The 15057-nt window shown below is 69.7% G+C and carries 15 protein-coding genes and 1 riboswitch; of the genes, 3 read left to right on the top strand and 12 right to left on the bottom strand.

Features of this window, described 5'->3' with window-relative positions; all coding sequences use genetic code 11:
* Window positions 1–106 precede the first annotated feature (106 nt).
* The 7 genes from ACWCO2_RS05270 to ACWCO2_RS05240 all read right to left on the bottom strand — a co-directional run bounded on the left by ACWCO2_RS05270 (window position 107) and on the right by ACWCO2_RS05240 (window position 7139).
* On the bottom strand, window positions 107–1381 hold the full coding sequence (locus tag ACWCO2_RS05270; protein ID WP_450126444.1) for a WXG100 family type VII secretion target: 1275 nt from the start codon (window positions 1379–1381) through the stop codon (window positions 107–109).
* A gap of 4 nt (window positions 1382–1385) precedes the next feature.
* The gene (locus ACWCO2_RS05265) at window positions 1386–1691 is read right to left on the bottom strand and encodes a type VII secretion target (protein WP_450126443.1); all 306 of its coding nucleotides are present in this window, start codon (window positions 1689–1691) and stop codon (window positions 1386–1388) included.
* A 15-nt stretch (window positions 1692–1706) separates the two neighbouring features.
* A complete protein-coding gene (locus ACWCO2_RS05260; RefSeq protein ID WP_450126442.1) occupies window positions 1707–2126 on the bottom strand; it encodes a YbaB/EbfC family nucleoid-associated protein in 420 nt (139 codons plus the stop codon).
* 14 nt (window positions 2127–2140) lie between these two features.
* Window positions 2141–3151 (bottom strand): DUF6346 domain-containing protein, encoded by a 1011-nt coding sequence (locus ACWCO2_RS05255; protein ID WP_450126441.1) that lies wholly within the window; start codon window positions 3149–3151, stop codon window positions 2141–2143.
* A 229-nt stretch (window positions 3152–3380) separates the two neighbouring features.
* Entirely contained in the window at window positions 3381–5405 is a 2025-nt protein-coding gene (locus ACWCO2_RS05250) for a putative cobaltochelatase (protein WP_450126440.1), read from the bottom strand.
* 41 nt (window positions 5406–5446) lie between these two features.
* Window positions 5447–5625: riboswitch (cobalamin riboswitch) on the bottom strand.
* Between the two features lie 121 nt (window positions 5626–5746).
* Entirely contained in the window at window positions 5747–6214 is a 468-nt protein-coding gene (locus ACWCO2_RS05245) for a GNAT family N-acetyltransferase (protein WP_450126439.1), read from the bottom strand.
* A 118-nt stretch (window positions 6215–6332) separates the two neighbouring features.
* Entirely contained in the window at window positions 6333–7139 is an 807-nt protein-coding gene (locus ACWCO2_RS05240) for a S1 family peptidase (RefSeq protein ID WP_450126438.1), read from the bottom strand.
* Between the two features lie 286 nt (window positions 7140–7425).
* Between ACWCO2_RS05240 and ACWCO2_RS05235 the strand changes: the two genes are divergently transcribed.
* Window positions 7426–8058 carry a LysE family translocator gene (locus ACWCO2_RS05235; protein WP_450126437.1) on the top strand — a complete coding sequence of 211 codons (633 nt, stop codon included), beginning with the start codon at window positions 7426–7428 and terminating at the stop codon, window positions 8056–8058.
* On the opposite strand, the gene ACWCO2_RS05230 is transcribed toward ACWCO2_RS05235, so the two are convergent.
* A complete protein-coding gene (locus tag ACWCO2_RS05230; RefSeq protein ID WP_450126436.1) occupies window positions 7972–9198 on the bottom strand; it encodes an MFS transporter in 1227 nt (408 codons plus the stop codon). The genes ACWCO2_RS05235 and ACWCO2_RS05230 overlap by 87 nt on opposite strands.
* 130 nt (window positions 9199–9328) lie before the next feature.
* Here ACWCO2_RS05230 and ACWCO2_RS05225 point away from each other — a divergent pair, with 130 nt between their 5' ends.
* On the top strand, window positions 9329–10228 hold the full coding sequence (locus tag ACWCO2_RS05225) for a LysR substrate-binding domain-containing protein (protein ID WP_450126435.1): 900 nt from the start codon (window positions 9329–9331) through the stop codon (window positions 10226–10228).
* Between the two features lie 144 nt (window positions 10229–10372).
* On the opposite strand, the gene ACWCO2_RS05220 is transcribed toward ACWCO2_RS05225, so the two are convergent.
* The 4 genes from ACWCO2_RS05220 to ACWCO2_RS05205 all read right to left on the bottom strand — a co-directional run bounded on the left by ACWCO2_RS05220 (window position 10373) and on the right by ACWCO2_RS05205 (window position 14078).
* Window positions 10373–11179, bottom strand: coding sequence for a S1 family peptidase (locus tag ACWCO2_RS05220; protein ID WP_450126434.1), 807 nt, complete (start codon window positions 11177–11179; stop codon window positions 10373–10375).
* Between the two features lie 417 nt (window positions 11180–11596).
* Window positions 11597–12508 (bottom strand): D-isomer specific 2-hydroxyacid dehydrogenase family protein, encoded by a 912-nt coding sequence (locus tag ACWCO2_RS05215; protein WP_450126433.1) that lies wholly within the window; start codon window positions 12506–12508, stop codon window positions 11597–11599.
* Window positions 12505–13116: a bifunctional 4-hydroxy-2-oxoglutarate aldolase/2-dehydro-3-deoxy-phosphogluconate aldolase gene (locus ACWCO2_RS05210; RefSeq protein WP_450126432.1), complete on the bottom strand. Its 612-nt coding sequence runs from the start codon at window positions 13114–13116 to the stop codon at window positions 12505–12507. The genes ACWCO2_RS05215 and ACWCO2_RS05210 overlap by 4 nt, the downstream gene beginning before the upstream one ends.
* On the bottom strand, window positions 13113–14078 hold the full coding sequence (locus ACWCO2_RS05205) for a sugar kinase (RefSeq protein WP_450126431.1): 966 nt from the start codon (window positions 14076–14078) through the stop codon (window positions 13113–13115). Before ACWCO2_RS05205 ends, ACWCO2_RS05210 begins: the two co-directional genes overlap by 4 nt.
* A 281-nt stretch (window positions 14079–14359) precedes the next feature.
* Here ACWCO2_RS05205 and ACWCO2_RS05200 point away from each other — a divergent pair, with 281 nt between their 5' ends.
* Window positions 14360–14905: a YbhB/YbcL family Raf kinase inhibitor-like protein gene (locus ACWCO2_RS05200; RefSeq protein WP_450126430.1), complete on the top strand. Its 546-nt coding sequence runs from the start codon at window positions 14360–14362 to the stop codon at window positions 14903–14905.
* Window positions 14906–15057 lie beyond the last annotated feature (152 nt).

Here is a 15057-nt window from a genome sequence, read left to right as displayed (position 1 = left end):
GGTCACGTCACCTGTGACGACTTCGGCGGTACACGTCCGATCAGCGACGGAACGTTCAATCTGCTCGTGGTCGAACACTGCCACGCACTCACGACCGGTACCGCTGCTACTCGGGACGCGGCGCGTCGCGATAGCCGTCCCGGCCGTGTTCGCCGGTGTACTGACCGCTGCCGTTGTAGCCGTCGTAGTACGAACCGGAGTCCTCGTCGTAGTTCTGCTCGTGGTACTGCTCGGCGCCGAGCTCCCCGCGGATCACCGCGCTCCCCGGCTTCGTCACGTTCGAAACCTGGTCGATGGCGTCCTCGTAAGCTCCCCGGTACCGGCCCTTCTCGATCGCATTGCCGACACCCTCGGTGACCGACCTGCCCGCGTCGTCAGCACCGTTGGCCCAGCGCAGACCGGTACCCGCCAGGTTCTCCGAGCTCCGTCCGAGGCCCGAAGCGGCGTCAGCAGTGCGTCCCGCCGCTGATGTGAGGCCGTCCGAGGCACGCGTCGCGGCCGTGGCCGCCGTTCCCAGGCCGTCCGCTCCCGCCGTCGCGACACGTCCCGCCGCATGGGTGGCCCCACCCAGCGCCGGGGATGCGGGGAACACCTTCGCACCCGAGGTGACCAGGTCCGCACCGATCTTCGAGCCGACCTTGGCCATGTCGTCCAGCGCACGCGCCATCAGCGCACCCGCCTTGCCGAGCTTGGCCAGCAGTGCGCTGATCTTGGCGGTGATCTTGGCGATGGTCATGCCGATCCGCCCGGCCGCGTAGGCCAGGTACCCGGCCACCGTCGCGCCGAAGCTGATCACCGAACCGGCCAGCGCCGCGAGCGCTCCCTTGATCAGCTCTGCGACGATCGCGGCGATGATGTCGCGGATGATGCCGCGGGTCGTGGCCACCATGGTGCCGGCCGTGGCGATCGTCGCCGAGGCGCTGCCCGCGCTGATCGACAGCGCCTGCAGTCCGTCCGTGTACTCCTTGACCTGCCCCGCGTACGCGTCCTTGGCCTGCCCCGACCAGTCGCTGGTCTGCTGCTCGGCCTGCCCGGGCAGCTCGTCGGCGAGCTGCTGAAGGTCCTCCTTGATGGCCAGCCAGGTGTCCGCGCCCTCCTTGATCGCATTCGGGTCACCGGCGACGAAGTCGAGCAGCTCGCGCAGCGGCGCGAGGTGCTCCATCAGCCAGCCGACGCCGGCGGCCAGCGCAGAGCCGACCGGGTCGATCGCCAGCAGCAAGCCATCGAGGGCGAGCACACCGCCGCTGGCGGCGAGGTCGCCCCAGTCGCCGCTCTGCACGGCATTGGCGGTGGCACGGGCGGAGTCCACGATTCCCGCCCCAGCGCTCCAGGTCCCCGATTCCACGGACGGCGTCTCCGTGTCGACGAACATCGACGACATCAGTTCACACCTCGATCTTTCCGATGGAATCGGCGTTTCGCTGGTCGTCGCCTTCGTAGTCGGCCGCGCACTGGTTGACGTTCTGGCCGAGCAGGTCGGTGCGTTCCGAGAAGGTGCTGATCTGCTGCGCGGCCTGCTGCGAGGTCTCCCGCGCCTGGATGGCGAACATCTGGCCGACCAGGCCGAATGAGTCCACACCGAAGCTGACCCCGCCGGCCTTGTCCGCGGCGGCCGAGATCTTCCCCGCGAGTTCCGACAGGTAGTCCGAATGCGACCGCAGCGCGGCGGGTTTCACGGCGAATTGCGACATCGTGCTTGCTCCTGGTCAGCGAAGGTAGGTCTGCGGCGGTTCGTCGTCGTAGTCGTCCGACTCCGAGCGCCGGGTCGCGGCCACTTCAGGTTCCGGCTCGGGCGGAAGTTGCGAGCGCAGGAAGTCCATTCCGGCGGTGCCCGCCACCGGCTCGACCGCGGCGACCGCGCGACCGGCTACCGCGGCCTGCGCCTGCCCGGCGAGCTTCAAGATCGTCGCCTGCAGCTCCGCCGCGCTCCGGCGCATCGCCCGCTGGTCGATCTGGAGGTCCTTGAGCGCACCGTTGGCGCCGACCGTGACCGACACCGCACCGTCGGGATCGCTCGCGGTCTCGGCCATCTCCTGCATCTGCTGCTGAATCTGCTCGGACTGCCGAACCATCTCGTCAGCCCGTTCCTGCATCATCGCCAACCACTGCTCCGGCGACTGCTCCACGTTGTTTCCTCCCGCTACCCCTGCATCGTCCGGTTTGACGTGGTTCCGGCCTGATCGGTTCCACCCGATCGCCGGTTCGCGACCAGCTTCAACCGCACCCCCACCGCGACCACGGTGCAGGGCAGCGCGACCGCGCCGAGGACGCCGAAAAGGTCTGGCAGCTTCGTCACACCCCCCGCCACGACGGCCGCGCCGCCGAGGACGACCAGCCAACTCCCCGTCTTCCCCCACCGCCGCGTCTGCTCCGGCGGCAACACCTTCGGCTCGAGAACGCCGTTCCTCCGGCGGTTCAGCGAGATGCCCCAAGCGGCGACGAGCGCGGCGAAACCGAGCACGATCGCCAGCACCGAAAGTCCCGTCGATTCCGGAGAAGCGGTTCCGAGCCCGCCCGCGATCACCAGGCCCCAGCCGATCGGCACAGCCAGCGGGTTCCACCACTGCAACCGAATCCGCCGACGCCGCTCCGCACGACGATCAGCAGGCATAGGCGGGACACCGGGAATCCACATGCCGTAGACCATCGTGCAGGTCAACGCGATGAGAAGGGTCCACCCCAGCCCGACGAACGGCCGCGGCGCATCGACCGCGATCAGGTCCGCCGCGTTGCGCACCTTCCGGTACACCACCGGAGCAGGTTCGGTCATGTTCTGCGGGGTCAGCTCCGACGACTGGAAGTTCTTCTGCGTCGTCCGGCCGTCGGACCAAGTGATCTCCGCATCGCAGGCCCAGTACCACCCCAGACCGGAGCGGCTGACCGGGCCCACGCGCTCGCAGTTCGTGGCCAACGCGGTACCGCGGTCCGCCACAACACCGTCGGAACCCGACGCACTGGTAAGGGAGAAAGCCGTGTAGCACACCAGCGCGATCACAACGCGCACCAGCACTTGGGACACCAAGAAAGCAGCCCGCCAGAACCGCTCCGCAGCTGGCAGGTCCGCCCACGGTTCCCGCCACGGCGGTGTCCGCGGATTCCGCGCCGACTCCCCCGCCAAGTCCGGAGCGTCGGCGGCTGACTGCGAGCCCATGGTCCTCCTGCATTCAGCAGTGCCGAGCGTTTCGGCGCTGGTCATCGTGGTCGCGCGGGGTATCGCGCTGGGCGAAAAAGAGCCCCCGCACTCGACCGGCCTGGGGGTCGCCGGGAGCGCGGGGGCGCTTCGCAAGTCCACCCCTGGGGGTCAGGTGGACGGCAGTCACCGTACCAATCCAGGCAGTGGGCGGGTACGCACAATCAAGGATCTCGTAACCAAAACGAGATCAAGCGGCATTCGGACGTTCATCGCGAACCGCGCGCACCACTCCGGCGACGTTCTCCGCCGACAGCTCCTCGAGCCGCAAGCACGGACCGCCCAAGGCAGCAGCGATCCGTGCGGGCAGCCCCAGCCGGACCATCCCGTTCTCGCAGTCCACCACGATCGACGCCGCGCCGGCCTCAGCGACCAGCCCCGCCGCGCGCAGCGCATCCTCGACCGCGCGCTGAGCCCGACTGCGCCCGCTCAGCCCGGAATTCACCGCCACCGTGGCCCTCCCGTCGGTCAGCAGCACGACGAGGATCCGGCGCTGCGGGTCACGCATCTGCTCGCGCTGCACCACCCGCTGAACCTTCAGCAGACCGTCCGCGAGCGGCGTGCGACCTCCCGTGCGCAGCCCGCGCATCCGCGCCGCGGCAATGTCCACAGAGGACGTCGGTGGCAACGCGAGTTCCGCCGAGTCGCCCCGGAACGTGACCACGCCGACCTTGTCGCGCCGCTGGTAGGCATCCCTGAGCAGCGACAACACCGCGCCGCTGACCGCGGACATCCGTTCCCGGGCAGCCATCGACCCGGACGCGTCGACCGCGAACAGCACCAGGTTCCCCTCGCGCCCTTCCCGGATACCGCGCCGCAGGTCATCGGACCGCAGCACCAATCCCGGACCGCTGCGGCCGCGAGCAACCTGGTGCGGCGCCGCAGCGGCCAAGGTCGCCGCCACGTGCACACCATGTCCCTCCACAGTAGACGACTGTGTCGTCCGGCCGCTCCGCGACCGCGACCGCGAGCGCCGTCCCGGCGCCCCGTCGCCGAGCCCCGGCACCTCCAGCAGCCGCGCCCGGAACGCCGGCGTCGGCGCCGCTGGCGCCTTGTCCGCCGGCGCCCGCCCGTCGCTCCGCTCCTTGTCGTCGCTGCGCTCCGCGCCGCCTCCGCCTGACGGCTCCGTCGGCTCGTCCGGCGTCTGACCACCGCCTCCGGGGCCGTCCGGCCCCTCCGGCGGCTCGTCGTCCTCGGCGTGCTCCGCCGCCTCGGCAAGTGCTTGTTCCAGCTGGTCTTCGGCCATGCCCGGCTCGTCGAACGGGTCCCGGCGACGCCGGTGCGGCAACGCGAGCCGGGCCGCTGCTTCGACATCAGCCTCAGCAACTTCGTCGGCTCCGCGCCAGGCCGCGTGCGCGATCGCGGTGCGCGCCAGGACGAGGTCAGCGCGCATCCCGTCGACGTCAAAAGAAGCGCACAGCGCGGAGATTCGGCGAAGTTCGGAGTCCGGCAGTGTCACGTGCTCAACCCGGTCCCGCGCAACGCGGATGCGCGAGGCCAGGGATGCGTCGGCATCGGCCCACTTCGCGGCGAACCCGGCCGGATCGGCTTCGAAGGCCAGTCGTCGGCGCACCACCTCGGTGCGGGTCGCGACCTCCCGCGACGCCGCGACCTGCACGGTGAGCCCGAACCGGTCGAGCAGCTGCGGCCGCAGCTCACCCTCCTCCGGATTCATGGTCCCCACCAGCAAGAACGACGCCGCGTGCGAAACCGAGACACCTTCCCGCTCGACGTGCGCGCGCCCCATCGCGGCGGCGTCCAGCAGCAGGTCGACCAGGTGGTCGTGCAGCAGGTTCACTTCGTCGACGTACAGCACGCCGCGGTGCGCGGCGGCGAGCAGACCTGGCTGAAAGGCGCGGACGCCCTCGGTCAGCGCGCGCTCCAGGTCGAGCGAACCGATCAGGCGGTCTTCGGTGGCGCCGACCGGAAGCTCGACGAGCTGCGCCGGGCGCTGCACCGCGGTCGAGTCGTGCGGCCCGTCCGGGCACTGCGGGTCGGGGTCGCTCGGAGCGCACCTGAAGCGGCAGTCGGCGACCACGTCCAGCGACGGCAGCAGCGACGCGAGCGCGCGCACCACGGTGGATTTCGCCGTGCCCTTCTCGCCGCGAACCAGCACTCCGCCGATGCGCGGGTGCACGGCGTTGAGCAGCAACGCCAGCTGGAGATCGTCGTGGCCGACGACGGCCGAGAAGGGGAAGCGCGGAGCAGCGGACATGCCGGTGTTCCTTCCTCGGGGTGCGGACGCCCCGGTGGCGGGAACAAGGGATCGCAGTGTCCTGACTCCCGGATCACCGCGCCCCTCCGGCCTTCCCAGGTCTCCCCGGTGGCTCTCGGGGGAGGGCCGCTCCCCGGTCACAGTGGCGCCGACCGCGCCGGATTCACACCGGCTTCCTGCCGCACCCCTTGCATTCGGATCATGGAGCATCGTCGCAGAACCGCGACGGCGGACCAACCTTCCGCGGCCTCCGCGAGACGTGCGCCACTGCCCGTGGGTCGTGCGCACTTCGCGGTGTCACAGCACCGCAAAACGCTCACGAGCAGAAACGGGTGCGTCCGTCAGGAGCGGCGGCGCGGCTCGCGGCGCATGTCGACGTGCGGAATGCCGTCTTCGAGGTACTCGTCCCCGTCTTCGACGAAGCCGAAGGAGCGGTAGAAGTCCTTCGCGTTGACCTGGGCGGCGAGCACCGCGGGCGCGTTCTGCACCTCGGCGACGGCGGCGCGCATCAGCTTGCGGCCCAACCCCAACCCGCGCGCGGACTTGGCGGTGCACACCCGGCCGATCCGGAAGACACCGTCGGGATCCTCGAGCAGCCGCAGGTAACCCAGCACGTAACCGTCGGCCGAGTCGATCCAGAAGTGCCGGGTGGCGTCCTCCAGGTCGCGACCGTCCAACTCCGGATAGGCGCACTCCTGCTCGACGACGAACACGTCGACGCGCAGGCGCAGCATCCGGTAGAAGTCCTCGGCGTCCAAGTCCGCGGTGTAGGCGCGGTGGACGGCGGTCGCGAGCGGGTGCAGGGTCATCCCTACTTGGATATCACAGCGGGGTCTCAAAACCCGCATTCACCAGCACCGGGAGTAGCCAACAACACTCCGCGAACCACCGCTCGACCCGCAGGAGGTCGAGCGGTGGTTCGGTGGGTCAGAACTGTGCGGCCAGTTCGTTCGCGTAGGTGGACAGGCGGGTGTAGACGCCCGGGGTGTTCGGGCGGCCGCAGCCGGTGCCGTAGGAGACGACCCCGATCAGTCGGTTGTCCGCCACGATCGGGCCACCCGAGTCCCCGGCGCAGGCATCGCGGCCACCTTCGGGCACTCCGGCGCAGAACATGCTGCGCGGGTCGTAGTTCGAGTAGGCGCTGCGGCACGCGTCGTCGGTCGTGACCGGGACGTCCACCGAGCGCAGAGTCGTCGATGGCAAGCCCTGCTCGCTGGTCTTGCCCCAGCCGTAGACGCGGCCGACCGTGCCGGGCCGGTAGTGCTCGGTGTCGCCCTGGTCGACCACCGGCAGCTGCTTCTGCGGCATCGGCTCGCGCAGCGTCAGAACCGCCACGTCGTCACCGGTGGTGTAGCCGCGGAAACCCGGGTGCACCCAGATCCGGTCCACCTCCGCGACCGCGCCGTCCGCGACGGTCAGGTCGGGGCGGCCCGAGATCGCGCGCAGCTGCTTCGGGTCGCGCTGGCCACCGGTGAGCGGTTCGACCGTGCAGTGCGCGGCCGTGACGACCTTGATCGGCGTCACCAGCGCGCCGCCGCAGAACTGGCGGCCGGAGCCGTCGGTCAGGGCCACCACCCACGGGGCTTCCTCCGTGGTGGTCTCGGAGCCGCCGAGCACGCGCGCCTGCGGTTCTTCCGCCGCGCTCGCCGTCACGGGGTTCGTTCCGGCCAGCGCCACCACTGCGCCGGTGATCACGAGCCGCAGCACTGCGGTTCCGGTCCTGCCACGCGCCACGTCGAGCCTCCCACTGTCGCGGATCTTGCCGACGGCACACCGTAGTCAGCCGGATACCAGAACATCGCGAGGCACAACTCACACGTGGCCAGGAAAATATTTCGTTAAGATAGTCGATGCCGGGAAATTTTACTGAGCGCGTCGACGCTGACAGCTGCTCATCCTTCCCCTGTCGACACGGATCCAAAGCGTCTCTGCGCATCGGGTCCGTGAACTGCGCCTGACCAGGTGACAGATCCAACCCGATCAAGTGATCAGTGCTGTGCGCTGTCGCGAAGGAGGAACCGTGCTCGTGGACCTGACCCCGTTGCCCGCCTTCCTGGTGGCGAGCGTGGTGGTCGTGCTCACCCCCGGCGTCGACATCTTCCTGCTGCTGCGGACCTCGCTGAACCGCGGCCGCCGGGCCGGTCTGCTCGCGCTCGCCGGGATCCACACCGCGAGCATCCTGCAGGTGGCCCTGGTGATCTCCGGGCTCGGCGCCCTGATCACCAGCCACCCCGCCGTGCTGTCCACGTTGAAGTGGGTCGGCGCCGCCTACCTGGTCTACCTGGCCGTGATGGTCCTGCGCGGGCTGTGGCTGACCAGGCAGGAGACCGCCGACGGCGCGCTCAACGGGCCGGTCATCGACAACTCCAACCCCTACCTGCGCGGCCTGTTCAGCAACCTCACCAACCCGAAGATGCTGCTGTTCAGCCTGGCGTTCCTGCCGCAGTTCGTGGGTTCGGCCGCGCAGCCCACGCTGCAGCTGGTGATGCTCGGGGTCGTCTTCCTGGTGCTGGCCCTGATCTGGGAGGCGTCGATGGTGCTCGGCGCCGCGAAGATCGCCGACCGGCTAAAGAACCCTCGCGTCGCGAAGTCGCTGGACATGGTCAGCGCGGCGGCGTTCCTCACCATCTCGATCGGGTTGGTCGCCAGCTGACACCACCGCGCAGGTGACCAGCGCGAGACCGACCAGCACCAGCAGCAGCACCTGCGCCGAGGCAACCGGGGCGAGCAGGCTGATCACGAACGGCGTGCAGAAGCCCAAGTAGGCGATGCACCAGAACACCGCGGTGAGCCGGGCCAGCGCGCCTGGTCCGGCGATCCGGCCGACCACGGTCAGGCAGAAGGTCACGCAGAACCCGTAACCGCCGCCCATCAGCAAGCAGGCCAGCAGCGCCAACCACGGCAGCACCCACGTCACGGACACCACTGCCAGCCCGAGCCCGGCCGCCAGCGCCAGAAGGCCGACGACGGCCGGAGTCCGCTCGCCGCGCTGGGCGACCCGGCGCGCGATCGGCTGCACGACGGCCCCGAAGCCCGGCGTGATCAGCGCGGTGATCCCGGCGTAGGCGATCTCGAAACCGTGCAGGTCGCTGGTCACCAAGCCGGGCAACGTCCCGAACGAGACCGTCGGCCCGACGAACACCCACGGCGCGACCGGCAGCACGAGCCATCGGAACCGTCGATCCCGGAGCGCGCTGCCGAGACCCCCGGACTCGGCCCCCTCCAAGCGCGTCTCCGGGCACGACAGCGCGAGCCCCAAACCGGCCGCGGACAGCAGCAGATGCGGCAGGTACGCGATGACCAGTGGATACGGGCCCCACTGCGCGATCAGCGCGGACACCAGACCGCTGATGCTGAAGCCCACCGACAGCATCACCCCGGCCCGGCGAGCGCCAGCGCCATCCTCGACCGCAGTGCCGAACGGCGGATGCGACAGCTCCCGAACCCAGGCGCTGCCCGCGGCCAGGACCGCGCCCGTGCTCAGACCGGTCAGCAGCCGGCCCACCGCCAGCCAGAACGCCCCGCCGACGCCGATCATGAGCGCGACGGTCGCCACGGCGTTGACCACGACCGCGCCGAGCACGACGGGACGCCGACCCCGGCGGTCGCCCAGCGGACCGCCGAACAGCAGGCCCGGCAGCAAGCCGACGACGTAGAGCGCGAGCAGGCCCGTCGTCATCTGAGCGGACAGCCCCAGGTCGTGCTGGTACGCCCCCAGCAGCGGCGAGAACTGGTTCGCTCCCCAACCCGCGGCGGTCAACAGGAACGCGGCGGACAACCACTTCTTCTGCACAGCATGTGGTTCTATGCCGCCAAGAATTGGCACCGCACTGGCCGTTCAGGATTCGTGAACGCAGCAGTGATCTCCGCCTCTCGCGAGCTCGCCGGGCGCCAGAGCTTCCGACGCTTCGTACGCTGCGGGTATGGACCTGCGTCGGTTGACGTCCTTCCTGGCGGTCGCGGAGGAAGGTCACTTCGGCAAGGCCGCCGAGCGGCTGTTCCGGTCGCCCGCGTCCGTCACCGCGCACATCAAGCAGCTGGAGCACGACCTCGGCGTCCAGCTCCTGGACCGCACGCCCGTGCGGCTCACCCCGGCCGGTGAGCGGTTCGTCGGGCACGCGCGATCTCTGCTGGCCGCGCTGGACGCGGCGATCGAGGACGTGGCCGAGGCTCCTTCGGAGCGAACGCTTCGGGTCGGCGTCATGAGCAACGGCTCCGCCGAGCTGACGCCCGCCGTGGTGCAGGCGTTCCAGCGGGCCTGCCCGGAGGTCTCGGTCGAGTTCGTCGCACTGGACTTCACCGAGCACGTCTCGGCGCTGGTGCAGCACCGAGTCGACGTGGCGTTCGTGCGGCCCGTCCCGGTGGACGAGCGGATCGCCGTGGACGTGGTGACCACGGAGCGGCGCATCGTCGTCGTGCCGGCGTCGTGGGAGCTGGCCGACGCCCCGGCCGTGCACCTGGACGACGTGCTCGAACTGCCCTTCGTCAGCCTCCCCGAGCACACCCCGCGCCAGTTCAGCGACTACCTCTACTTCTCCGACGCCCGCGGCGGCCTGTCACCGCACCGCAGCAAGTCCCGCGCGGTGACCCCGCACGAAGTCCTGACCACCGCAGCCGCCGGCCGCGGCGCCGGATCGGCGTTGGAGTCCTTCCAGCGCTACTACCCGTGGCCGGGCACGGTCTGCGTGCCGGTGATCGACGCACCGCCCGACCACAGCGTCCTGGCCACCCGCGCGGACGACCGCAACCCAGCGGTCCGAACCTTCCGCTCGCTGACCACCAGCCTCGCCCGAGACCTAGGCCCCCGCCTACGACTCGTCTGAACACCGCATTTCTTTCGAGACGCCGAAGGCGTTTAGCCCACCCTCGGCACTCGTACCGTCGCGCAAAGTAGAGCTCCTCAGACATTCTCCGAACATGGCTCGGCCGGGGCGCTCCCGCTACGCCCCGGCCGAGTCGGTGCTGGATCAGGAATCCAGCTGCTTCTGGACCTCGTCGTGGTAGGTGGCCACGCGGGTGTAGATGCCCGGTGCGTTGGGCCGTGCGCAGCCGTTGCCGGTGGAGACGATGCCCACCAGCTTGTTCTCCACCACCAGCGGTCCGCCCGAGTCGCCCTGGCAGGCGTCCACGCCGCCCTGCGGGAACCCGGCGCACACCATGGCGTCCGCGTTGTACTGCGAGTACGCCTTCTTGCAGTCGGCATCGCTGCTCAGCGGAACGTCCGCCTTCTGCAGGGTTTGCGATGCCTGGCCGCCTTCGGCGGTGGCCCCCCAGCCGAGCGCCGTGGCCGTCTTGCCCGCCGCGTAGAGCGCCGTGTCGTCCTTGGACGCCACCGCCAGCGGCTGCTGCTGCAGGTCCTGGCCGAGCGTGAGCACCGCGACGTCCGAACCGGTGTTGGCGTCCTGGTAATCGGGGTTGACCCAGATCCCGGTCACCTTGACGACCGTGCCGTCATTGCTCTGCTTGTCCTCCCGGCCGGCGACGACCTGGACCGACTCCGGTTTATCCCCGCTGACGCAGTGCGCCGCGGTGATGATCTTGTTGGCCTTGGCGACCGTGCCACCGCAGAACTGGTTGCCCTGGGTGTCGGTCAGGAACACCACCCACGGGTAATCGGTGATCTTGGCCTGCTGTCCCCCGACGATGGGGGGCGCCGCCGTCGACGCGGTCCCGGACTCCGCCGCGTCAGCCGCTGTTGTCAGCAGTCCCGACGACAAGGTTGCCGCTGCCAGCAGTCCGGCCACCGACCACACCCGGCTCCGTGTGTCCGCCATGTCGTGCCTCCTCCCCCGGAGCCTTCCGACAAGCCGCGTTTTCGACCTGCCGCCTCCGGCTCGATTGAAGTGTCCATTAGAAAGAGGATCACGACCCGCTGTTGGATACAGAAGCAGCAATGAGCACAACCCGTTCGAGTGGAAAACCCTGCCAATTTCCACTCGGACGACTTACGCTCACTGTCCAAAAAGGACTCTAATACCCAAGGTTCTTTCACCGCCGGGGAATGCGTATTCGCACTCATGACACCGGACGCTTGTCAATACTCCGATTAGTTCCCCAATTCCAGGTGAAGAGTCCGGAGTTCGCAATGCAGGCCCGGCAAGGCAGAACCAAGTCCAACATGGACATATCAGACGCGCGGGCGCGGTCGAACATCGCACCCGCATGAGATGACCTGGTGAAACGACTCGCGATCAGTAGCCAGCGGCGCGGTCCACGAGACCGAGCAGCGGCTCACCGGCGAGACGACGGCGGACGTTGTCCTCGACCCGGCGGGCCAGCGCCGGAATCAGCAGCGACTTCGGGTTCGCCGCGTGGGGCGAGATGATCGCCCGCGGGTGCTGGAACAGCGGGTGGCCGTCGGGCAGCGGCTCCGGGTCCGTGACGTCCAGCGCAGCGCCGCCGATGCGCTCCGCGTCCAACGCCTCGACCAGCGCGTCGGTGTCCACCAGCGAGCCGCGAGCCACGTTGACCAGCCACGATCCTGGCTTCATCCGGGACAGCGCATCGGCGTCGATCAGCTTCGAGGTCTCGGCTGTGGCGGGCGCGGCGACGATCACGAAGTCCGACTCGGCGAGCAGTTCGGCAACGCCCTCGGCGTCATCAGAGCGCCAGGTCGCGGCCGCACCGTCGACGGACTTGCCGGACCGGTTCACCGCCAGCACACGCACCCCGAACGGCTGAAGCAGATCGATCAACGCCCGGCCGATGCCACCGGCGCCGATGATGCCGACGGTGGAGCCGAAAACGCTGCGCAGCCCTTCCGGCTTCGACCAGCTGGATTCGCGCGCCATCTGGTGCATCTGGCGCGCCCCGGCCAGCATCAAGCCCAAGGTGTGTTCGGCGACGGTCTGCGCGTAAGTGCCCGCCGCCGAGGTGAACGTCACGCCGTCGCGCAGCACGTCGGCCGACACCCAGGACTCGATCCCGGCCGACGGCAGCTGCACCCACTCCAGCGCCGGGTGCTCGAGTTCGGCGAACTGCTCGGGCGCACCGCCGAACCAGACCAGCGCGCTGGCGTCTGCGGCGGAGCTGAGCTCGGCACCGGCCGCGACGACAGCCGCCTCCAGTTCGGGCGGGGCGACCGGGCCAACGTGGACCTTCACGACTTCTCCATTCGGGAACGTTCGACCAACTCGGCCAGCGCGGGCAGCTGATCGGCATCCTCCAACGCCGATCCGACGGCGACCACGGCCGCCCCCGCCGACAGGAATTCCGCAGCGTTGCGCGCGTTCATCCCGCCGGTGGCGACCATCCGCAGACCGGGGAACGGGCCGCGCATCGCCTTGAACCAGCCGGCACCGAGTTCCGCCGCCGGGAACGCCTTCACCCAGGACAGCCCGAGCCGGAGGGCGTGCTGGATCTCGCTGGGCGTGGCCACTCCGGGCAGGTGCGGCAGCGCCAATTCCTCGCTCAACCGCACCACCTCGGGGTCCAGACCGGGCGCGACGGTGAACGCCGCACCGATCTCCACCGCCGTGCGCAGCTGGTCGGCGCCCACCACCGTCCCCGCGCCGACCGGACGTCCTCGCTCCGCCCCGACCTGCACCGCGGCGCGCAGCGAGGGCACGGCGCGCTCGGTCTCGATCGGCACCTCGACGGCGTCGATGCCCAGGTCCCAGGCGCGCTCGGCCAGTTCAGCGGTCCGCTGCGGGTCGAAGCCGCGCAGGATCGCCATGACCGGGCCGGTGCACAGCTCGTCGAAAGTGGTCATCGTTCACCGCCGAAACTCAAGGCGCGCCAACCTGTTTCGTCGCAGTCGAGCCACCGCTCCAGGTCTGCGCGATCCGGCGAGGCGGTGTGGTCCTCGGTGCTGAGCAGACTGTGCGCGGCCAGGACGTGCCCGAGCCGCAGGCAGCGTGTGACGTCCGCACCGCGCAGCACACCGGAGATGAACCCGGCGGCGAAAGCGTCGCCCGCTCCGACCGGCTCGACGACCTCGACCTTCGGCGCGGGCACGGTCACCGTCTCGGCGCCCAGCGCGTATGCGGCGTTGGGCCCGTCCTTAACCACGACGACGCTCGGCCGGTTCAGCAGTTTCCGCACGTCCTCGGGGGTTTCGACGCCCCAGAGCGCGTTCGCCTCGTCCAGCCCGACGAACACGGTGTCCGCAAGCTGGGCGAGCTCGTGCAGCGTCGGACCGGCCTGCTCGACCGGCCACAGCGCCGGGCGGTAGTTCACGTCGAAGGTGATCTGGATGCTGCGGTCGCGGGTGAGCAGGTGGCGGATCAGCCGGTCACATCTCGCCGAGAGCGCGGGCGTGATTCCGGAGATGTGCAGCAGTTTCGGACCGTCGAGCAGGTCGTCCGGCAGGAAGTTCTCGTCCATCGTGGACGCCGCGGACCCGGCGCGGTAGTAGTGCACCCGCGTGCCTTCCGGCGCGGGGTCCTTGAAGTAGACGCCGGTGGGCGCGTCCGAGCGCACCTCGACCAGGCCGGTGTCCACGCCGGCTCCGGCGATGGTCGCGACGATCCGGCGCCCCAACGGGTCGTCCCCGACCCGGCTCGCCCAGCCGACGTGGTGCCCCAGCGCGGCCAGGTGGATGGCGACGTTGGACTCCGCGCCGCCGGCGGAAAGCGTGAAGACCGGGGCCTTGTCCAGGGGAATGGGAGACGCCGGGGACACCAGCGACATCGTCTCCCCCAAGCACAGCACCTCGGGGCCCGGCTCCGCCACGTCCGCCTCCTCGTTCCACCACGACGTCGCGCCACCTTATCGAGGTTTGTGCGAAATACCCACCAGCGTTGCATGACGCGCAATGAACCTGTTCAGGCTCGTTTTGCGTGGCGGTGCAGGTAGCGGAACCCCAGCGCCCGCCTGGACTTCGGGTGCCCACCCTTATGCATGGCCAGCTCGACCGCGCGAGGCGCTGGGTTCTGGCCGCTCGCCCAGCTTCGGAAGGATTCTTTAGGCTGGCCGATGATCGCCCTCAGTCCCCAGGAATGGAGGTTGCTCGCATGAGTCTGGAGCGCCCGATCGACCCCGATCCGTATTCGCTGCTTCCCACAGTCCCGAGCTTCGACGTCGTCTCCGACGACGTGACCGGCGGGCAGCCGATGCCGCAGGCCCACGCCTTCGACGGGATGGGCACCGGCGGGCAGAACCACTCGCCGCACCTGCGCTGGTCGGGCTTTCCCGAGGCCACGAAGAGCTTCGTGGTGACCTGCTTCGACCCGGACGCGCCGATCCCGGGCGGCTTCTGGCACTGGGTGCTGGCCGACATCCCGGCCGACGTGACCGAGCTGGCCACCGACGCGGGCAACCGCGGCGGTGACGGCATCCCGGCCGGGTCCTTCCACGTGGCCAACGACTTCGGCGAGCAGGCCTTCGGCGGCGCCGCCCCGCCGCCCGGCGACCGGCCGCACCGCTACTACTTCGTGGTGCACGCGGTGGACACCGACAAGCTCGGCCCGGACGCCACCGCCAGCCCCGCGGTGATCAGCTTCAACCTGGCGTTCCACACCCTCGCCCGCGCGGTGATCACTCCCACCTACCAGCACTGACCCGGGTTCCACAGTTTCAATCGAAACTGTGGATCCACCCACGGCCGATCACAGTTTGAATTGAAACTGTGGCCGTGCATGAGCCGTGCCCGTCCTGGATTCCGGGGCGGGCACGGCTTTTTCGCGTTCGACGATCACTCGATCGAGATGTA

This window comes from Saccharopolyspora sp. NPDC002376, assembly GCF_053593195.1.
This window is presented reverse-complemented; position numbering and strand designations above follow the sequence as displayed.